This is a genomic window from Lichenicoccus sp. (assembly GCF_965276875.1).
GTDB lineage: Bacteria > Pseudomonadota > Alphaproteobacteria > Acetobacterales > Acetobacteraceae > Lichenicoccus.
The window spans coordinates 259,574-278,859 of record NZ_OZ255701.1 but is presented as its reverse complement, the minus strand read 5'-3'; the positions used below and the strand labels follow the sequence as shown (position 1 = coordinate 278,859).

At 65.8% G+C, this 19,286-nt stretch carries 21 protein-coding genes and 1 pseudogene; 11 read left to right on the top strand and 11 right to left on the bottom strand.

Going from position 1 to position 19,286, the window contains the following annotated elements:
- Nucleotides 1-72: 72 nt before the first annotated feature.
- A complete protein-coding gene (locus ACQY4K_RS01420; RefSeq protein ID WP_428392789.1) occupies nt 73-1,464 on the bottom strand; it encodes a sugar porter family MFS transporter in 1,392 nt (463 codons plus the stop codon).
- Nucleotides 1,465-1,740: 276 nt separating this feature from the next.
- Here ACQY4K_RS01420 and ACQY4K_RS01415 point away from each other — a divergent pair, with 276 nt between their 5' ends.
- A complete protein-coding gene (locus tag ACQY4K_RS01415; protein ID WP_428392787.1) occupies nt 1,741-2,745 on the top strand; it encodes a carbohydrate porin in 1,005 nt (334 codons plus the stop codon).
- Nucleotides 2,746-2,756: 11 nt separating this feature from the next.
- On the opposite strand, the gene ACQY4K_RS01410 is transcribed toward ACQY4K_RS01415, so the two are convergent.
- Nucleotides 2,757-3,389 (bottom strand): glutathione S-transferase family protein, encoded by a 633-nt coding sequence (locus tag ACQY4K_RS01410; RefSeq protein ID WP_428392785.1) that lies wholly within the window; start codon nt 3,387-3,389, stop codon nt 2,757-2,759.
- A 160-nt stretch (nt 3,390-3,549) separates the two neighbouring features.
- On the opposite strand from ACQY4K_RS01410, the gene ACQY4K_RS01405 reads away from it, so the two are divergent.
- Complete coding sequence (locus tag ACQY4K_RS01405; RefSeq protein WP_428392783.1) at nt 3,550-4,071, top strand: FKBP-type peptidyl-prolyl cis-trans isomerase; 522 nt, start codon at nt 3,550-3,552, stop codon at nt 4,069-4,071.
- Nucleotides 4,072-4,135: 64 nt separating this feature from the next.
- Here the strand turns inward: ACQY4K_RS01405 and ACQY4K_RS01400 are convergent, their stop codons facing one another.
- Together ACQY4K_RS01400 and ACQY4K_RS01395 are read right to left on the bottom strand one after the other, a co-directional pair.
- Entirely contained in the window at nt 4,136-4,852 is a 717-nt protein-coding gene (locus tag ACQY4K_RS01400; RefSeq protein WP_428392781.1) for a hypothetical protein, read from the bottom strand.
- Nucleotides 4,849-6,012, bottom strand: coding sequence for a tetratricopeptide repeat protein (locus ACQY4K_RS01395; RefSeq protein ID WP_428392780.1), 1,164 nt, complete (start codon nt 6,010-6,012; stop codon nt 4,849-4,851). The genes ACQY4K_RS01400 and ACQY4K_RS01395 overlap by 4 nt, the downstream gene beginning before the upstream one ends.
- A 70-nt stretch (nt 6,013-6,082) precedes the next feature.
- Between ACQY4K_RS01395 and ACQY4K_RS01390 the strand changes: the two genes are divergently transcribed.
- Complete coding sequence (locus ACQY4K_RS01390; protein ID WP_428392778.1) at nt 6,083-7,564, top strand: carboxypeptidase M32; 1,482 nt, start codon at nt 6,083-6,085, stop codon at nt 7,562-7,564.
- 9 nt (nt 7,565-7,573) lie between these two features.
- Here the strand turns inward: ACQY4K_RS01390 and ACQY4K_RS01385 are convergent, their stop codons facing one another.
- Complete coding sequence (locus ACQY4K_RS01385) at nt 7,574-8,626, bottom strand: aldo/keto reductase (RefSeq protein ID WP_428392776.1); 1,053 nt, start codon at nt 8,624-8,626, stop codon at nt 7,574-7,576.
- A gap of 98 nt (nt 8,627-8,724) precedes the next feature.
- Here ACQY4K_RS01385 and ACQY4K_RS01380 point away from each other — a divergent pair, with 98 nt between their 5' ends.
- From ACQY4K_RS01380 to ACQY4K_RS01370, 3 genes are all read left to right on the top strand, one after another.
- The gene (locus tag ACQY4K_RS01380; RefSeq protein ID WP_428392774.1) at nt 8,725-9,966 is read left to right on the top strand and encodes a hypothetical protein; all 1,242 of its coding nucleotides are present in this window, start codon (nt 8,725-8,727) and stop codon (nt 9,964-9,966) included.
- Nucleotides 9,967-10,173: 207 nt separating this feature from the next.
- Nucleotides 10,174-10,695 carry a PadR family transcriptional regulator gene (locus tag ACQY4K_RS01375; RefSeq protein WP_428392773.1) on the top strand — a complete coding sequence of 174 codons (522 nt, stop codon included), beginning with the start codon at nt 10,174-10,176 and terminating at the stop codon, nt 10,693-10,695.
- Nucleotides 10,696-10,727: 32 nt separating this feature from the next.
- Nucleotides 10,728-11,540, top strand: coding sequence for a siderophore-interacting protein (locus ACQY4K_RS01370; RefSeq protein WP_428392771.1), 813 nt, complete (start codon nt 10,728-10,730; stop codon nt 11,538-11,540).
- On the opposite strand, the pseudogene ACQY4K_RS01365 reads toward ACQY4K_RS01370, so the two are convergent.
- Nucleotides 11,479-11,727: pseudogene (locus ACQY4K_RS01365) on the bottom strand (AtzH-like domain-containing protein); the annotation flags it as partial. The gene ACQY4K_RS01370 and the pseudogene ACQY4K_RS01365 sit on opposite strands and share 62 nt — an antisense overlap.
- A gap of 148 nt (nt 11,728-11,875) precedes the next feature.
- Here ACQY4K_RS01365 and ACQY4K_RS01360 point away from each other — a divergent pair.
- The 5 genes from ACQY4K_RS01360 (at nt 11,876) to ACQY4K_RS01340 (ending at nt 16,534) form a co-directional block, all read left to right on the top strand.
- Nucleotides 11,876-12,580, top strand: coding sequence for a hypothetical protein (locus ACQY4K_RS01360; protein ID WP_428392769.1), 705 nt, complete (start codon nt 11,876-11,878; stop codon nt 12,578-12,580).
- A 252-nt stretch (nt 12,581-12,832) separates the two neighbouring features.
- Nucleotides 12,833-14,086, top strand: coding sequence for an MBL fold metallo-hydrolase (locus ACQY4K_RS01355; RefSeq protein ID WP_428392767.1), 1,254 nt, complete (start codon nt 12,833-12,835; stop codon nt 14,084-14,086).
- Entirely contained in the window at nt 14,086-15,417 is a 1,332-nt protein-coding gene (locus ACQY4K_RS01350; RefSeq protein WP_428392765.1) for a DUF6508 domain-containing protein, read from the top strand. The genes ACQY4K_RS01355 and ACQY4K_RS01350 overlap by 1 nt, the downstream gene beginning before the upstream one ends.
- Nucleotides 15,414-15,806, top strand: a complete 393-nt coding sequence (locus ACQY4K_RS01345; protein ID WP_428392763.1) for a hypothetical protein — start codon at nt 15,414-15,416, stop codon at nt 15,804-15,806. The genes ACQY4K_RS01350 and ACQY4K_RS01345 overlap by 4 nt, the downstream gene beginning before the upstream one ends.
- Nucleotides 15,807-16,093: 287 nt before the next feature.
- On the top strand, nt 16,094-16,534 hold the full coding sequence (locus ACQY4K_RS01340) for a hypothetical protein (protein ID WP_428392761.1): 441 nt from the start codon (nt 16,094-16,096) through the stop codon (nt 16,532-16,534).
- Here ACQY4K_RS01340 and ACQY4K_RS01335 read toward each other — a convergent pair.
- The 5 genes from ACQY4K_RS01335 to ACQY4K_RS01315 form a co-directional block, all read right to left on the bottom strand.
- Nucleotides 16,485-16,709 (bottom strand): AtzH-like domain-containing protein, encoded by a 225-nt coding sequence (locus ACQY4K_RS01335; protein ID WP_428396276.1) that lies wholly within the window; start codon nt 16,707-16,709, stop codon nt 16,485-16,487. The two genes, ACQY4K_RS01340 and ACQY4K_RS01335, sit on opposite strands and share 50 nt — an antisense overlap.
- Before the next feature lies 1 nt (nt 16,710).
- The gene (locus tag ACQY4K_RS01330; RefSeq protein WP_428392759.1) at nt 16,711-18,006 is read right to left on the bottom strand and encodes an AtzE family amidohydrolase; all 1,296 of its coding nucleotides are present in this window, start codon (nt 18,004-18,006) and stop codon (nt 16,711-16,713) included.
- The gene (locus ACQY4K_RS01325; RefSeq protein WP_428392758.1) at nt 18,003-18,185 is read right to left on the bottom strand and encodes a DUF4089 domain-containing protein; all 183 of its coding nucleotides are present in this window, start codon (nt 18,183-18,185) and stop codon (nt 18,003-18,005) included. The genes ACQY4K_RS01330 and ACQY4K_RS01325 overlap by 4 nt, the downstream gene beginning before the upstream one ends.
- A 106-nt stretch (nt 18,186-18,291) precedes the next feature.
- Entirely contained in the window at nt 18,292-18,831 is a 540-nt protein-coding gene (locus ACQY4K_RS01320; protein ID WP_428392756.1) for a hypothetical protein, read from the bottom strand.
- On the bottom strand, nt 18,828-19,283 hold the full coding sequence (locus ACQY4K_RS01315; protein WP_428392755.1) for a hypothetical protein: 456 nt from the start codon (nt 19,281-19,283) through the stop codon (nt 18,828-18,830). The genes ACQY4K_RS01320 and ACQY4K_RS01315 overlap by 4 nt, the downstream gene beginning before the upstream one ends.
- Nucleotides 19,284-19,286: the final 3 nt, after the last annotated feature.

Here is a 19,286-nt window from a genome sequence, read left to right as displayed (position 1 = left end):
CCGGCAGCGGGACGGGACGGGTCGTGGAAGTGCTGGTCTTCATGGGCCGAGTTAGAGTGTGACCGCCCCTCTCTAGCGACCAATCCGGCGAAGCGGCCGACCTGCCATCAGCTTGCGTTCGATCGCCTCGAGCGAGATGCCCTTGGTTTCCGGCACGAAGGCCAGGGTGACGATGATGAACAGCGCATTGAAGCCGCCATAAACCCAGAAGGTCTCGGCGTCGCCAAGCGAGTGCAGCATCGTCAGGAACGTCACGCCGACTACGAAATTGGCAGCCCAATTGGTGAAGGTCGAGACCGCAATGCCGAAATCGCGGCCTTTCAGGGGCTGCACTTCCGAGCACAGCACCCAGACCAGCGGCCCCGCGGAGAAGGCAAACCCGGTGATGAAGCAGAGCAGGACGCCGATCGCGAGCAGGCGCTGCGTCTCGCTGTCGATACCGGCATAGATCAGCAGCCCGAGGATGCCCATGCCGAGCGCCATCACCGCAAATCCTGCCGTCAGCATCGGGCGGCGCCCGGCACGATCGACCAGCCCGATGGCGATGAAGGTCGCCAAGACATTGACCACGCCGACGATGGCGGTGCCCCACATCTGCGCGTCCTGGCCGAAGCCCGCCAGCTTGAAGATGCGCGGCGCGTAATACATCACCACGTTCATGCCGGTGAATTGCTGCATGACCTGCAACATGATGCCGAGTAGCACCGAGCGGCGGAAATTGGCATTGCCGGTGAACAGCGACCAGCCGTGCTGCTTTTGCTGCAACTGTTCGTCGATATCGGCGGCCTCGCGCCTCGCGATCTCAGGGTCCTCGCGCAACGCGACCAGCACGTCGAGCGCCTCCTGATCGCGGCCGCGCATCTTCAGCCAGCGCGGACTGTCCGGCAGCAGGAACACACCGGCGAAGAACAGCGCGCCCGGTACCGCCACCAACCCGAGCATCCAGCGCCAGGCACCGCTATAGGCAAGCAGCGCATCGGAGATGAAGGCCACCAGGATGCCCACCGTGATCATCAGCTGGTAGGTCGAGATCATCGCGCCGCGCCGGCGCTCATCGGCGATCTCGGAGATGTAGAGCGGTGCCGTGAAGGTGGCGAGCCCGATGGCCAAGCCAAGGATGACGCGCGCCGCGATCAGCACCGCCACCGACCAGGCAAACGCGCAGAGCAGCGAGCTTGCGACGAACAAGGCCGCACTGAGGATCAGCGAGCGCTTGCGACCGAAGCTTGCGGACAGATAGCCTGCCAGCAGAGCACCGAGGGCCGCGCCAAACATCATGCTGCTGACAATGATTTCCTGGACATGATCGCCGACCTCGAAGGTCTTGCCGATGAACGACAGCGCCCCGGAGATCACGCCGATATCGAGACCGAACATCAGGCCCGCCAGAGCAGCGAGGCCACCCGTCAGCAGCGTTTTGGCGTTGCTGGATGCCGGCTTGGCGGCAAACGTCGCTGTGCTCATCGACGAAATCCTATCCCCGTCCGTCAACGACCGTGCAGCCTGCAAGTTGCACCGCGCTCCAAGCAGCCTCGTGGGTCGCGCATGACACGTTGCCATCATGCTCGTGTCTGCGTATTTCGGGATCGCCCCAGTCGCCCCGCGCGCGGGGCAGCCGCCGGCGAGCACCGCAAGCCCGCGGGTGTCCTCGCCGCGCTCCGGCTTTGCCGGCGGCCCCAGCCAGCAGATCTCAACGCCTGGGCTGGGACCGCTGTTCGGCGCACCCTTCTCGGGGGGCATTTGTTCGGCGATTGGGGTGGGGCGCGCACCTGGCTCGACCAGCATGGCGTATCCGTCAGTCTCGACTGGCTGACGGAGAATTCCGGCAACGGAGGCCGGCGGCAGTCGTTCGACTTTGCCGGCCAGGTGGGCCTCGAGGTGGATCTCGACCTCGACGAGCTCGCCGGCCTCAAGGGCTCGGCGTTCCATGTCATGATCGTCAACGGCAACGGCCGCCGTGTCTCGATTGACGCGATCGGCGAGGACCTCGCCACCACCCAGGAGATCTGTGGCGGACGCGGCAATGTCGTTGCCCACCTCGTCCATAGCTACTGGGAGCAGTCCATCGACCATGACCGCATCGACCTGGTCGGCGGCTGGCTGCCGGTCGGCACCTACTTCGCCGCCTCGCCGCGCTATTGCCGCTTCATGAACGTGCTGTTCTGCGGCAACCCGCATCCACTACCGAACTATCCCGGCGAACAGAACTTGCCGCAGGCGAGCTTCGGCGGCCAAATCCGCTGGATCCCGATCCCGCAGCTCTACGCCATGCTCGGGTTGCATCAGACCGACACCGATTTCGGCACCGGTGGCGGCGGCATCTCCGGCTGGGCCTGGGCCGGCTTGCACAAATCCGGCGTGTCGATCCCGCTCGAAATCGGCTGGGTGCCACGCCTCGGCAGGGCCAACCTGCGGCAGCCATCGTCGCGACATGTATTACGTGCTGGTCGACCAGATGCTGCTCCGGGAGGGCAAGACCGATACCGACGGGGTGATCGCCTTTGCCGGCTACGTGCATGCCACCGACAAGTTCAGCCCAATCGCGAGCGGCGCGCCCTGGGGCCGGCCGGAGGATTATCTCGGCCTCGACGACCACCGGATCGAGATGAGCGGCGACTTCACCCGCTTCCAGGAGATCGCCGAAGTGACGGGTATGCCGCTTTCCAATACCTGATCCGCCCGGGTGCGACGAGCCGCATCCGGGACGGCGCCGTGCTGGGTTTTCGCACCAACGTCAATTTTTGAGTTCGCGGCCATCAGTCGAATATAGTTGCAAGGACACCCTCACGCTCGAACGCGCGACGGGTAGCGGGAATCGCCATCATGGCCTGCCCATGCTCATGCAGGTTCCGAAGGTGCTGGATGGGGAATTTCGCTCCCAGCCCCCAGAGGTGAAAGACATGTGCATAAGCGTCGGCGGTCGAAAATTCATCGCCCAACAACCACTGTCCGTCCTTCAATTGATCGTCGAGGTCCTCCAGTGCACGGATGAAGTCCTGCCTCCCGCGTGCCGACACAGCGGCCCGAGCGTTTTCATCCGGCGTGTAATATTCAGGTCGGCGGTATTGGCGAAAATTCAAGTGAACGCTGTTGGACATCCATGTCAAAGCGGCCATCCAGCGCGCCCGCTGCAATAGATCGATGGGCGCGAGCGATCGCTCGGCAAAACGTTCGGCAAGATACAGTTGAATCGCGACGTTCTCCAGAATGACCGTGCCGTCTACCACAAGGGCCGGCACCCTCCCTTTGGGGTTGACCGCCAGATATGCGTTTTCCTTGTTTTCCCCGGTCTCCCGATTAAGGAGCTTCACCTCGAACGGCGCTCCGATATATTCCAGCAGGATATGCGGAGCGAGGGAGCAGGTGCCGCTGATGGAGTATAAAAGCATCGGTCCATGCCCTTGCGAGACGTGTCGGGAGCGAACCTCATAGCGTCAAAGCTTGTCGCGGATCAAAGCGTTGTTGACATTTACCTGCTGGCAGACTGGTTTTCGACACCTCTGGACACCAGGCATTCCGCTTGAAACGCCCGAGTTGCAGGAGCTTTCGATGTGCATTGACGATAGGCGCGAGCCGCACTCCCGCAGCGTCCGCCCTTGGCTGTCCAGCGGCCTTCTCGCCATGGTCGCGGCCCTTGCGTTCAGTCTGTCGGGCAGCCTGTCGCACGCGGCCCATGCGGCGGAGCCGGGAGCTGCGTTCCTGGCACGGATGGCGCGCGAGCCCGGTGTGACAACGCTGCCCTCGGGCCTGGAATACAAGGTGCTGAAGTCGGGCGATCCCAGCGGCGCGCATCCTTCTCCCGGCGACGAGCTGGTGCTGAACTATGACGGCACGCTGCCTGACGGTGCCACCTTCGACAGCACCGACCAGCAGGGCGGCATGGCACGTCTGCCGTTCCAGGGACTGATCCCCGGATGGATGCAGGCGCTCAAGCTGATGCGCCCGGGTGACGAGTGGATGCTCTACATCCCGTCGCAGCTCGGCTACGGCGCCAAGGGAGCCGGTCCGATCCCGCCGAACTCGCCGCTGGTATTCAGGATCGACCTGGTCGCGGTGCATCATAACGGCTGAGGCCAGCACCCAGGGCAAAATCCGATCAGGTGCAGTCACCTGATCGGACGTATTTGCCCGCTTATCAGCATTCTAGAGCACTACTCCCGCGCCAAGCGGCGGGGGAGTAGTGCTCTAGGGTGGCGGCGCAGCCCGCGATCACCGCCTCCCAGGCTTGCGCCGGCGGCAGCGCCTCGGTCTGAGCAAACCGGCGCAATGACGGATACCAGTCCCGGCCGCCATCGAAGCCGGACTGCCAGCGCCAGTCGCCGCCAAAGCGATCCAGCAGCCACACCGGCGTGCCAAGCGTTCCCGCCAGATGCGCGATCATGGTGTCGACGCTGATCACCAAGTCGAGCGTGCCGATCAGGCAAGCGGTCGCGGCGAGATCGGCCGGCGGCGGGTCCGGCACGATCAAACGCATGCCGCGGGGGGGATTGCGGGCCTGGTCGGCGGCCTCGCTTTGCTGCAGCGAGACGAACAGCACGTCCGGCACGGCGGCGAGCGGCGCCAGTTGCGTAAGCCGCAGCGAGCGGGCGCGGTCAAAGCGGTAGGAGGGCGATCCGGCCCAGGCCAGGCCCACGCGCAGCCCTGTAGGCGGCCGTATGGTTGCCGCCGTTGGCGCCGTGATCGACAGCGGCGGCACACCCTCATCGCCAAGCAGATGCGGCAGGCTGAGCAGCGAGGCCTGCGCCATGCAGCCGGCCAAGCCTGCGCCAGGTTCCGCGATGCTCACGCGCGCCGGATCGAACAGCCCGGCCGTCAGCTGCCGCAATGTCGCCGGCAGTTCGAGCCGGATCATTGCTTTCCGCGACGCCGGCGCCACCCAACGCAGGAACTGCAGACTGTCGCCCAGCCCCTGCTCGGCCGGATCAGAACGGTGCCCCGCGCGACAGCGCCGCCATCCCATCGCGGCAAGCCCGGCGGTTCGCGCCCGGGAAACTCCAGGCGCGCCTCGAATGCCGCCCAGCCTTCGCGTCGGGCGCCGCGCGCCAGCAGCATGGCGGCGAGATTGAACCGGGCTTGCGCCTGCGTCGGCGCGCGCGACAGCACGCGCCGATAGACCGCCTCCGCCTCGGCATTGCGTTCGAGGGCGGCCAGGGCCGTGCCGTGATTGATCGCAATCGCATCCGATTGCGGCGCCAGGTGCGATGCCGCGGCCAGCATTGTTTCCGCCTCGCGGCTTTCGCCGAGACCGATCAGCACCAGCCCGAGACTGCTCAGGGTCGCGGGATTGTCCGGTGCCAGCGCCCGCGCCCGCTCCAGACATGGCCGCGCCGCCTCCAGCCGGTCCAGCCCGAACAAAGCGGTGCCGAGATTGGCCTGCGCCGCGGGATCGTCCGGAAGCAGCGTGGCCGCGCGCCGGAATGCCGCCTCCGCCGCCTCCAGCGCGCCGGTCTCGGCGTCCAGTGCTGCGAGCGCGTGCCAGGCGAGCGGATCGCCGGGGGCCAGGCGCGTCGCCGCAAGCAGGGCCACGCGCGCGTCGGCCATGGCGCCGCGCGCGCGCAACACGCCGCCCAGCGAGAGATGCGCCGCCGCCGTGCCGGGTTCGAGCGCAATCGCGCGGCCCAGGCTGGCCTCCGCAGCCTCCAGCCGCCCCAGCCGCGACAGCGCCTGCGCCAGCGCGCGATGCGCCCGTGCATCCGTGTCGTCGCGCAGCACCGCCACCGCAAGCGCCGCCCGTGCCTCCTCGAGATGCCCCCGGTCGAGCAGCGCCAGCCCGAGCGAGATCATGTAGGGCGCGACCTCGGGTGCCGCCGCCACCGCCTGGCCGATCAGCCCGATCGCGATATCCGGCCGCCTTGCCGCATGCGCCAGGCAGCCCAGCCCGTGCAGGCTGCGGGCATGACCCGGACAGGCGACGAGTGCCTCGCCGTAGAGCCGCTCCGCCGCGATGGCGTCTCCAGCCTGATGCCGACGCTCCGCCTTGCGCGCGATCCGCTCGGCCTCGACGAAACCCATGCCTGCTCCCCTCCCCGAGGCTACCCCATCCTGTTATGGCTGAACCTGCCAGCCGTGAGGAAATCCGCCTATGCAGTCCTACCAGATCCTTGAGACGCGCTTTGCCCGCTTTGCCGACGTCGAGGGCGCGCTCGGCATCCTCAGATGGGACAACGACACCATCATGCCGGCCGGTGCGGCGGGTCAGCGCGCCGGCCAGCTCGCCGCCCTTTCGGTGATCGCGCACGAACTGCTGACCGCGCCGGACATGGGCGATCTGCTAGCCGAAGCGGGGAGCGGTCTCGACACCTGGCAGTCGGCAAACCTCTCCGAGATGCGTCGCCAGCACGCTCACGCCAACTGCGTGCCGGCGGACCTGGTCGAGGCCGCCTCGCGCGCTGCCTCGGTCTGCGAGCGCGCTTGGCGGAGTGCGCGCGCCAACAGTGACTTCAAGGGCTTGCTGCCGCTCCTGGCCGAAGTCCTCGACAGGCAACGCGAGATCGGCGCGGTCAAGGGCGAAGCGCTCGGGCTCGCTCCCTACGACGCGCTGCTCGACCAGTACGACCCCGGCAACCGCATGGCCCTGATTGATCCAGTGTTCGCCTCGCTGCGCGCCGGACTGCCCGGCCTGATCGCGGCAGCCCTCGAACATCAGCAGTCGCGCCCGGCGCCGATCACGCCGTCCGGGCCGTTTCCGATCGCAGCCCAAAAGGCGCTGGCCGAGCGGCTGATGGCGACGGTGGGCTTCGATGCCGAGCGCGGTCGTCTCGATATCAGCACGCATCCGTTTTGCGGCGGTGCGAACGACGACGTGCGGATCACCACCCGCTATGACGAGAGCGACTTCAGCACCGCGCTGATGGGCGTGCTGCACGAGACCGGCCACGCGCTCTACGAGCAGGGCCGCCCGCGCGACTGGCTGTCGCAGCCGGCCGGACAGGCGCGCGGCATGGCCATGCATGAGAGCCAGTCGCTGCTGATCGAGATGCAGGCCTGCCGCTCGCGCGAGTTCATGAGCTTCCTGGCACCCTTGCTGCGCGAAAGCTTCGGCGGCTCTGGTCCGGCCTGGGAGGCGGACAATCTGCATCGCCGGGTCACCCGCGTCGAGCCCGGCCTGATACGCGTCGATGCCGACGAGGTCACCTACCCCGCCCACGTGCTGGTCCGATACGACCTGGAGCGGCGCCTGATCGCGGGCGACCTCGCACTCGCGGATCTGCCCGGCGCGTTCAACGACGGGATTCATGAGCTGCTCGGGGTGACAGTGCCCGACGACCGGCGCGGCTGCCTGCAGGACATCCACTGGTCGGCCGGCCTATGGGGCTATTTCCCGACCTACACGCTCGGCGCGATCACCGCGGCGCAGTTGTTCCACGCCGCGTGCCGCGACGAGCCGGCTTTGCCAAGCTGCCTGGCGCAGGGCGATTTCACGCCGCTGCTGCGTTGGCTGCGCCCGCGTGTGCACGAGCGCGCCAGTTCTGTTACCGCCGCGGAGATCGTTCGCGACGCGACCGGCGCGCCATTGTCAGCCGATATCTACCAAGCCCACCTGAAACGCCGCTATCTCGGCTGAGCGCGATCCTCAGAGGTGCGGTCCGAGCAGCGCCAGGTCGGCACTGGAGAGCCGGTCGCGCGCCGTCTGTAGCTGGTGCCAGTAGGGATAGAGGATCGGCGGCGCACTCACCTTGTCCAGGGTCGCCCGCTCGCTCTCGCTCAGCACGATGTCCGCGGCACCGAGGTTGTCGGCGATATGCGCCTCGGTGCGTCCGCCGATCACCACCGAGGTGATCCCCGGGCGTCCCAGCGTCCATGCCAGCGCGATCCGTGCCGCCGAGACATCGCGGGCGTTCGCGATGCCGAGGAGTGCCTCGACGATGTCCCACAGCCGCTCCTCGTCGCGAATCGGCGGCTCCGACCAGCCGGCGAGCTGGCGCGTGCCCTCTGGTGTTGCCTGGTTGCGACGATGCTTGCCCGACAGCAGACCGCCGGCGAGCGGACTCCACACCAGCACGCCGAGCCCCTGGTCGATGCTGATCGGCAGCAGCTCGTACTCGGCTTCGCGCGCCTCGAGCGTGTAATGGATCTGCTGGCTGACGAAGCGCTGGCGATGCTCAGCAGCACTGACGCCGAGCGCCTTCATCAGGTGCCAGCCGGAATAGTTCGAGCAGCCGACATAGCGGACCTTGCCGTCGGCCACCAGCCGGTCGAGTGCCTCGAGCGTCTCCTCCAGCGGCGTCAGGCCGTCCCACTCATGCACCTGATAGAGGTCGATCACGTCGGTGTTGAGACGGCGCAGACTGGCCTCGCAGGCCTGCATCAGATGATGGCGCGACAGGCCGCGGTCGTTCGGTCCCTCGCCCATCGGGAACCGCGCCTTGCTGGCGATCAGCACACCCTTCGGCCGCTTGCCGCCAAGGGCAGCACCCACGATCTCCTCGGCAGCGCCGGTCGAATACATGTTGGCGGTGTCGATCAGGTTGACGCCGTGATCCAGGCACAGATCGATCTGTCGGCGCGCTTCGTCGAGGCCGACATTGCCGATCTTGGCGAACTGGCCGCCGCCGCCCATGGTCATGGTGCCGAGGGTGACGGTCGAGACCTTCAGGCCGGAGCGGCCGAGCAGACGATATTCCATGCGTTCCTCCTATCAAGCTGCAAGCGGGCAGGCTGCCAACGTTGTCTCGCATGACGAGCCCCGAACGACTCAAGCTCGCGGCAACGGGAACGGTTGCAGTGAGGCGTCCCCGCCTGCGGGTTCTGCTCATCGCCGTGCTCTGCTTCGGCCTGCTGCTCTGCCGCCGGCCGGCCGTGTTGCTGCACGCGGACTTCTGGGCCGAGGATGGCTGGAACTGGTATCCGGACGCCTATAACGCAGGCGGGCACAGCCTGCTGGTCCCGTACGCCGGCTACGCCCAGACCATCTGCCGGCTGGTGGCGCTGGCGGCAACGCCGTTCCCGCTGCTCTGGGCGCCGACGATCTTCGCGCTCGCCGCACTCGGCATCGAGACCACTGCTGCCGTCCTGCTGCTGTCGCGCCGTCTCGACGACGTCTGGCCGAGGCGCGCAAGCCGGGCGCTGTTCGCCGGCATGGCGCTGCTGCTGCCTAATTCCTTCGAGCTGTATGGCAACCTGACCAACGCGCAGTGGACTCTCTCGCTGATCGGCTTCCTGCTGCTGGTCGCGACCCCGGCACGTAGACCGCTTGGGCGGGCGCTCGATCTCGCGGTGCTGTCGCTGTGCGGGCTCAGCGGCCCGTTCTGCCTATTCCTGCTGCCGGTCGCGGCTTGGCAGTATGCCGCGCGGCGCGGGGCGGATCGCGGCGCGAGACTGTTCGTCCTGACGCTGTGCGCGGTGCTGCAGGCGATCCTCGCGCTGAGCGCCGGACGCACGACGCCGCCGCTGCTTGGCGCCAGCCTGCCAAGGCTTGCCAACATCGTCGGCCTGCAGATCGTCGCGGGCACGCTGCTCGGCCGTCATCGCATGGCTTGGGTGCTGGGCAGTCCGCTCTGGATCAACCATCTGCTGCCGTTCGCCCTCTGCCTGCTCGCCGCCGGTCTCGCTGTGATTGCCCTAACCCGCGGCAGCCTGCTGTTGCGGCAATTCTGCCTCTATGCGGCGCTGTTGTTCGCCGCCGGCGTGCTGCGGCCCGCCACCGGCTCCAACCTACCCGCCTGGCTGCTGTTCACGTCGCCCGATATCGGCGACCGCTACTATGTCATCCCGATGTTGGCCTGGCTCGGCGTGCTGTTCAGCCTGGCAGCACAGCCCGGCTTGCGGATCGTCGCCCGCGCTTTGATCGCCGCGGTTCTGCTGGCCATTCCCGGCGACCTGCATTTCGCAACCGGGCTGGCCACCGCGCCACCAACCGACTTCGACGCCGCCGCCAGACGCTTCGCAGCAAGCCCGCTTGGAACCCACGCCGCCTTCCCGATCCACCCGCAAGGCGCCAGACCGATGCACCTCGTCAAGCACTGACCGGCACGCCAAGGCGATGGCGGAGCCCGGCAGGATTTTACGGTCGAACCGCTTGACGACGTCATATCTCTAGACATATCGTAAGACATGTTTAGAAATATGCACGGCCAGTCCTCTCGCTTTTTAATACACCACGCCTTGCACGCCATCGGTCATGGTCGGGGGCGAGGCAGCTTCGGCTTCGGTCGTGGCGGAGGACCAGGCTTCATGGGCGGCGGCGGCATGCCGGGCGCGCGAAAGCTCTCCTCCGCAGATCTTCAGCTCGTCGTGTTGGCGCTGCTGGATAAGCAGCCTGCGCATGGGTATGAACTGATGAGGGCGATCGAGGAGCGGTCCAACGGCTTCTATGTTCCCAGCCCTGGCGTGATCTATCCGGCCCTCACTTACCTGGAAGAGATCGGCCATGCGGCGGTCGCGCAGGACGGCAATCGCAAGCTCTACAGCCTCACGGAACAAGGCCGCCAACATCTGGCCGCCAACCGTGCCACGACGGACGCCATGCTCGACGCGCTGGGGCGCATCGGCGACCGCATGGAGCAGGTCCGCGAGGCCTTTGCCGGCCTGAACGCGGTCGATCCGAAGGCCGCGGATGAGTTGCACCAGGCACGCCACGATCTGAAGCACGCCTTGCTACGAACGCGCGACTGCACGCCCGATGAAGCGCGGCGGATCGCCCTGATCCTGAAACGCGCCACGGCCGAAATCCTCGGCACTAAGACGGACCAGTAGGCATCAGGCCCCAATCGCATGAGGATCCATGCATGAACCATGTCATCCGCGCGCTGCGCGTTCGCCACCAACTCAAGTTGCGTCTTGTCCAGGTTGCCAGCGTCGAACAGGTCACGCCAAGGATGCGTCGGATGACCTTCGCGGGTGACGAACTCGCCGATTTTACCTCCGTAGCCGCGGACGACCATGTCAAGCTGTTCTTCCCGGCTCCAGGCCAGGACCGGCCGGTGCTGCCAAATCTCGCCGACAATCAGCGTGCCTACCCGGCCGGCGCAATCCAGCCCGCCATCCGCGACTACACACCGCGACGTTTCGATACGCGGCAATGCACGCTGGTCGTCGAGTTCGTGATCCACGGCAGCGGACCTGCGTCGACCTGGGCTGCGCAGGCAAAGCCGGGACAGTGGATCGGCGTGGGCGGACCAAGAGGGTCCGTCCTGGCGCCTGACGACGAGGACACTACCCTGCTGATGGGAGACGAGACCGCGTTACCGGCCATCGCCCGGCGCCTGGAGGAGATGCGGCCCGGTGCTGGCGCGGTGGTCCTGATCGAGGTCGCCGACGCCGGTGAGGAGCGCCACCTCCCCACGGCCGCGAATGCCGCGATCCACTGGCTGCATCGGGATCGCAGGGCGGCCGGAACGACGACCTTGCTGGAACAGGCCCTGAAAAGGCTGGTGCTTCCAGACGGGGACACGCACGCCTGGTTGGCCGCGGAAATCGCCACGGCAAGACGCCTGCGCCGTCATCTGATCGAAGAGAAGGGCCTGCCACGCGACCGCATCAGGGCGGCGGGATACTGGCGTCTGGGAGACGCCGGCACCGAGGCCAAGCTGGATGACTGACAGAGAACCTGGAACGGTCGCATGGCGCCGTTTGGAACGCCGTCAAGTCCTCGAAGAGCCATGCGCGCTCCGGATCGCTCTGCCGGCCGATTTGTCCGCCTTCGTCGCGACGGAACTCGAGATGGGTGGTGGCGACGTCGCGGCCGAAGTTCGCGACGGTGCGGCGTAGCACCGAGCGTCTTGGCGAGCCGCCTGCCCGGCTTCAACGGATCTCGCGCCTGGCGACGGGGTCATCGGCCTCCGGGTTAATCATAGGCGAGCGCCTCGCAGCCGATCACGCAGTATGCTGCGTGGCGCCAGCAGGACCGCGGCGCGAAGCTGCTCTTTGTGACCCTGTGCGCGGCCCTGCAGCCACGCTCGCGCTGAGCGTCGGACGCACGACGCCGCCCCTGCTCGGCGCCAGCCTGCCAAGACTCGCCAACATCGTTGCCCTGCAGATCGTCGTCGGCTCGCTGCTCGGCCGCCATCGCATGGCCTCGGTGCTGAACGGCCCGCTGTGGGCGGCCCATCTGCTGCCGGTTGCGCTCTGCCTGCTCGGTGCCGGTCTCGCCACGGTGCCACTGCGCGGCGGCAGCCGGCTGCTGCGGCAGTTCTGCCTGTATGCGGCGCTGCTGTTCGCGGCCGGCCTGCTGCGGCCCGCCACCGGATCCAGCCTGCCCGCCTGGACGCTGTTCCAATCGCCTGACATCGGCGACCGCTACTATGTCATCCCAATGCTGGCCTGGCTCGGCGCACTGTTCAGTCTGGCCAAGCGCCCCGGCTTTCGCATAGTCGCCCGCGCCCTGATCGCCGCGGTGCTCCTCGCCATCCCCGGCGACCTGCACTTCGCCACCGGGCTGGCTACCGCGTCACCAACCGACTTCGACGCCGCCGCCCGACGCTTCGCGGCAAGCCCACCAGGCACCCGCGCCGCTTTCCCGATCCACCCGCAGGGTGCGCCCCCGGTGTGGCTCATCAAGCACTGGTCCTACGGGACAGATCGGCGTCGTGAAATGTGTGAAATCGCCGTGAAAGTGCGACGTTGGCTTGTCATCTTATGACGATCCCGCGAAATTCCGCCCGGGTGTGGTTAATTCAAGGTCAGCTCCCGCGAATAGATAATCAGGACGCGCATTGCGTCCGGCGGAGAGCGTCTTGAGCCACCGAATCATCTGCGACCGCACCAAGCTTTGGCTGCGCCAGAGGCCGCATGCGATGGCTGCCAGCGGCCATATGGGCCTACGGCTACGTGCAAGCTGCTCGGATCTGTGACCATGGCCGAGACGGTGCCGAAGACGAGCTAAGGGCAGCGAATGAAGGTCTGCATCCACCGAGGCGCTGCACAAATCGGCGGCACCTGCGTTGAACTCGCCTGCCAAGATCAGCGCATTTTGCTTGATCTCGGATTGCCGCTCGACGCGGACGAACGAAACCTTGCATCATTGCTCCCGCCAGTCGTCGGCCTGTCAGAGGGAGATCCAAGCCTTCTGGCCCTGATCCTATCGCACGGCCATGCCGACCATTGGGGCTTGGTCCCCGCCGATGCTGCCCCGACGATCGTGGCAGGGGCCGCAACGCGGAGGATCCTGCGGGCTGCATCCGCCTTCGTACCGCGACCCGTCCCCGCAATATTCGACAGCGGCCCAGACCTGGTTGACCGGAAGCCGATCACGATAGGGCCATTCCGGATCACGCCCTATCTCGTCGACCATTCCGCCTACGACGCCTACGCGCTCCTGATCGAGGCGAATGGGCGGCGATTATTCTACTCGGGCGACATTCGGGCGCATGGCCGTAAAGCCAGTCTTTTCGAGCGCCTCGTCAGGCATCCGCCGCACCCGATCCACGCCCTGCTGATGGAAGGATCGAGCCTTGGTCGGCTGGCTCCTGGCCAGCAGTTCCCGACCGAAGCCGAGATCGAGGCGCGGCTGGTCGAGAGGCTGGGACCAGTGGGCTTCGTCGGCGTCTGCGCGTCCGCTCAGAACATCGACCGCGTCATCAGTCTGTATCGCGCCTGCAAGCGGACTGGTCGGACGTTGGTGCTCGATCTCTATGCGATGGAGGTCCTGCGGGCAACCGGTAATGCGAATGTTCCGGCCGCCGGCTGGCCCAACCTTGCGGTCTACGTGCCCGAATACCAGCGCCGTCACATTGCGCGCACCGAGCGTTTCGACCTCGTTGACCGCTACAAACAACACCGGCTCTATCGCGAGACCCTTGGCCCTATGCTGGGGAAGACAGCGATGCTGCTTCGACCGGCGATGCTGCCCGACCTCGATTTGATGGCGGGTGCCTGGGATGGAGCGCGGGTCATCTGGTCACAATGGGATGGCTATCTCGACAAGCCGGACTTAACGGCTTTCCAGGCCAAGTTGAGCGAGCGCCACGTCACGTTCGAGATTATCCACACGTCTGGCCACGCCAGTACAAGCGATCTGCAACGGCTGGCCGCCGCACTGGCGCCGGACGCGCTGGTGCCGATCCACACGTTCCGGGCCGATCAGTTCGCCGCGCTGTTCGGAAGCCATGTGACACGTCGCGGCGACGGAGAATGGTGGGAGGTGTGATGACCATGATTTTCGGGCGAGAATTTGCAGATACCGGCCTCACCGCGTTGGATGAGCGCCCGGCGTGGTGGAAGGACGTGCTGGAAGCCCGTTTTGAGGATGCAAGCGGACGAAAGCGACCGCTCTTCCTGGCTGTTCGCGACAGATATCTGAACGCCTATGTCGAGGGGCAATCAATCTACCGAGTCAAGTTTAATGCCGCGGCTAAACCTTCCTTGCACGCCGAAATTCACCATAAATACGTCCTTGAGGCGGCCGAGGGTCAGAAGTATCTCAGGTTCGATGGCAACAAGGCAGGCGACGTCCACTATACCGGAAGGGTCATGCTGGACCACTGGATCAAGAAAGCCCGGGACTTTGCGGGTGATGAGAAAAGGGGGGTGGCGGCTATCGCGGATAATAATCCGCACGTAATCGACGTCGAAATGGCGCTGCCCGGGCACCGATCCCGCATCGACATGGTTGCACTGGAGCGCCATGACAGCGCAATTCGTATCACTTTTTACGAGGCCAAGTGCTTCGGAAATCCTTCGCTGGTCTCCAACACGAAGCCCGAAGTTTTCGAACAGCTCAGGAAATATGCCAAATGGCTTGGAGCCGATGGCGGGAGTGAGCTACTTGTCAAGTGCTATCGCCGGACCTGCCAGGTGCTGCTCGCGCTGCGCGGAATGCAGGGACAAACGATCCATCCCCTGCTTGCGGAAGCTGCAAAGGAAGGCAGCAATCTTGTTATCGATCCCGAACCACGGCTCGTGATCTTTGGATACACGACCAGCGCCTTACACCCGAACTGGCACAACAAGCACCGGCCGGCACTGGAAACTGCCGGGCTAAGTGGCGTTCGCCTCATCATAGCGCCATCTGCACGCGACATTCTTCTGCCAGATGGGCTGACCACCGAAATCTCCGAAGCAAGTGCCGAACCGCAGCTTGCAGAGCTCGCGCGGTTCGCGGACGTGTTTGCAGCTCCTGGCTTTTCTATCGGTCAGTGGTCAAATCCGAGTCCAAGCCCCAACGGCATTACCAAGCTCCCGTGGTTCGATCTTTCCGATGGAGGCGAAGCTTTTTATGAAGCTGTGTATAAATCCGGTTGGATCATGACCACCAACTGGTCTGACTGGATGGAGGGGGACAAGGCCAAGACGCTTTTCGCAAGCAACGAGGCCGTGACCAGGGCAACGATGGACGACCTGCGGCACATGCTGACGGCGGTGATCAGGGGGGAGCGCTTTTGCGAGGGCACGATCGCGGACGCCTTTGACAAGGGCACGCTCACCGCCATCGTTCAGAGGGCGCGCGCCTTGCTCAATGACCAAGCGTTCGAGAAGTGAGTGAGCCGCTGGTCGGAATTTTCTGGGGCGTGCCCATGAATGGCGACCATGTCCTTGTTATCGATACCACCGCGCTCTCAAAAGGCGAGTCCTACGGAGAGTTCCTGACCCATCCGAAAGGCCACTACGAGGTTTGGGAAGCGTGGCGTCGGCAGGGCGCGGCTTCTCTTGCCGAGCGCGGATTGCCCGCGTGTATTGCCTGGCAGGAGTACGAGGACTGCCCACGCGGACGAGTCGTGTATCACCGACCGACTGGCCTGTTCACGATCTATGCAGACCCCTTTCTGCAACCAACCAAAGTTGTGGCGCGGATCGTGGCTGCATTCGCGCTGGCGGGCATGCGGCGCGAAGTGCGGGGAGACGCGCATTACCGCACTGCGACCGGTTGATCGCGCGGCGCAGACCGGCCATGAAACTCTCCGCTGACCTCGATGCGATTTTGTGCTCGCGTTACCCGGGCTTATTCGCCAATCGTGAGGGTGATCCGCAGTGCTTTGCGATGGGCAGGGGCTTTGAGGTCGGACCGGGGTGGTTTCCGCTCGTTGAGACACTTTCTGCTCTGCTGAGTGCCGACCCGCCATGCGTTGCAGACCAGGTGAAATCAAAGTTTGGCTCACTGACGTTTCGAGTCCACCCCTGCCGAACCTGGCCTTCCGCGATCGATCTGGCGACTGCCATGTCTCGGCGTCTGTGCGAAGTGAGCGGCCATCCGGGGCGTCTCTACAAATATCAGCCGCTTTGGCTTGCGACCCTGGCTCCCGGCGTGCGTCTACCGGGACGGCCTGGAGTTCCGGATGTGGTGCCATCGGTGCTTGATCGCGCAGAACCCGGCTTCCACGTCCCGCCACTCGGCTTCACGGTGGGCGAAATGACCGCCTTGCGTGCGAACGTGCTCGCAGCACCGGCTCGCATTCCGGTAGGCTGGCACGACCTTGCCGACACCGTGCTGCAGCTGTTTCAGTGTAGTCCGATCCCGCGGCTTGTCCTGCGGCTTTCGGACAGCGAAGACGGTCTCCGGGTCGACTCGGATGGAAAGCTGACAAAGCTGGCGGAGCTGTCTGAAATGGTCAGGCTGCTCTCACGCCGGATCGACCGCATGACGGGCGCGATGGCGTGACTCCGCGTCGATCCGGCAGCCGGCTGGGGTTCTCGCTGATGCCATAGTGGATAGGCTGCGCCGACTGTGGAAACGTGGCGTCGAGCGTGCCGATACCGTTGGCGGTGAGCGCTGCCTCGTAGCGCGCGAATGCCGCTTCGATCTCAGCGCGGGCATCGGAGTTGTCGGCCGGCAGTTCAATCGTACGCGAGCGGCTCGCAGCCGATCACGGCCTGCCGCTCCAGTTCGGCCGCGATGCGCAGCCCCAGCGCCTCCTCGAAGGGTCGGGTAATCAGCTGTACCCCGATCGGCAGCGCGCCGGTGCCGCGCACCGGAACAGTGACCACCGGCAGGCCGATGAAGCTGATCGGTTGGGTGTAGAGCCCAAGATTGGCGCGCACCGGAACCGCGACACCATCCATGATGAGGGTCGGCTGCCCACGCAGCGGTGCCGAGGTCGGCGTCGCGGGGGCCAGCAGCATGTCGAAGCGCTCGAACAGGCGCCTCGCCTCGGCGCGATACCAGGCGCGCAAGCGCTGCGCCTGCGCCACTACCGCCGCCGGCAGCAGGGCGCCGGCGAGCAGGCGGTCGCGGGTGGCGGGGTCGAACTGCGACGCATGGGCACGCAGCCGTGGCAGATGCAGTGCTGCGCCTTCGGCGGCGCTGATGCAAAAAGCGGCCGAGCGGGCGCGGGCGGTCTCCGCCAGCTCCACCGGGGCCGCCCCGCCGAGTGCGTCCGCCACCCGGTCGACCGCGTCCAGCGCCTGCGCCGAGGCGCCCGCGGCGAACCAGCCGACCAGCCGGCCGACCCTCGGGTGGGTTGGCATCGGCGCCGGCAAAGGCGGTTCGGCGGCGGCCATGACCTCATAGACCCGCGCCAGGTCGGCGACGGTGCGCGCAAACGGGCCGACATGGTCGAAGCTGTTGACGAAGGGCAAGACGCCGTCGCGCGACAGTCGGCCGAAGGTCGGCTTGAGGCCGAGGATGCCGCACAGGGAGGCCGGCACCCGGATCGAGCCGTTGGTGTCGGTGCCGAGCGAGAACGCGACCAGGCCGGCGGCCACCGCGGCGGCCGAGCCGCCCGATGAGCCGCCGGCGATGCGGTCGGTGGCGTGCGGGTTGGCGGTGGTGCCGTAATGCGCGTTCTCGGTGGTGAAGCCGTAGGCGAACTCGTCCATGTTGAGGCAGCCGAGCAGGATCGCGCCAGCGGCGCGCAGGCGCCCGACCACGGTCGCATCACGCGCCGCCGGCGCCCCCGTCGCCAGGATGGCCGAGCCGGCGCGCGTCACCACACCGCCGACGTCGAACAGGTCCTTGACCGCGAATGGTACCCCCCAGAGCGGCCCCGGCATCTCGCCGGCGGCGATTCGGCGGTCCAGCGCCTCGGCCTCATGGCGGGCGGAGTTGGCAAGCACGGTGGTGAAGCAGTTCAGCACCGGGTCGTGCCGCTCGATTGCCGCGAGCCGGGCCGCGACCCCGGCCGCGATGGTCATGGCCGAAAGCTCGGTGCTGCATCGAGCGCGTCCGGCAGCGCGAATTCCATAACCGCGGCCGCATGGCGATGCAGCAACACGAGGTTGGCGACCACGCCGTCCAGCATCGCGGGGTCGATCGGCAGCGCCAGGAACGCCGCGTTGGCACGCACCAGAGCGTGGAAATCGGGCTCGTCCATGCGGCGGCATCCTTGGGGCGGGCCGCCAGCCAATCACGAACGAAGCTGCACCGCCAGGGCCAGGCCGGCGCAGACCGCGCCGAGCAATGCAACTCGGCGCCGGAGATCAATGAATGGAAAGGAAGGGTCCCTCATCAAATGCTTCATCTGGCTTGTCCGGGTAGCCAAGTTCGGTGCGAAGCTTCTCGTAGCGCGCATCATCGAACGAGAAGCCGTTATCCAGGAGGCTTCCGTCAAGAGCGACGTAGCGTTCCCACTCGCGGGTAAGACTGCAAAGTGCTTGCGGCACGTCCTCGCGCAGGTCCTCCGGACAGACATACCAGAGCACCAGGACATGGCCCGCCGGGGTCCGCCTGCATTGCCAGCCGGACACGAAAGAGGACAGGCCTTTGGTGTTGCCCAACTCGCGTCGATAAGAAATCCGTGTCTGCCTGAGATCAACCGGAGTCGCGGTTCTTGCGCCTGCCGGCCGGGCGATCATGACCTGCGATACCGGCGCAAATCGACGGAAAGTACTTCTTGCGGAGAACTTTGTTCCGCCGCATTCAAGGTTTGCTCTGTCCACCTCAGTGTGCGAGCCAGAAGCATGAAGTATTTCCGGGCTCAGCAATGCTGCCGCGCAAGCAAAAGCCAGTGACCATCTCATGGACAGGCTTCTCCCAGTCGATTCCAGACATAACGCTTTGCCTCCTCAGACGTTATTTCCTGCTGTCCTCCTCCAGGTAGCGACGACCAAGTCTGGTTGAGGGCAGTAAAGGCGGCGTCCAGTCTCCCGTCCCAAATATTCCACAGAGCACCTCTGTGGTTGATGCGCCATGTTGCGATGGCATCCTGAGAGGGTTCAGAAAAATCATGGACAACGTGGGCTTTCACGGCGTCGTCATACGTGTCCGCAGTGATCCCATAGGCGCCGGCAGCAGTTGTTGTATGTTGCCATCTTGTCACCTTGTGCCTTGGATGATTGCTGAAGCCGTGAAAGTGAGCACCACCATACAAGCGAGTATAAGCGTCGGATCGCTCTTGCTTCCCGCTTTCCGCATATCGGATCAAGGCCAGGAACGCTTGCAGCCGTCTCTCGTTCTCGTCCGCATCGGGCATGGC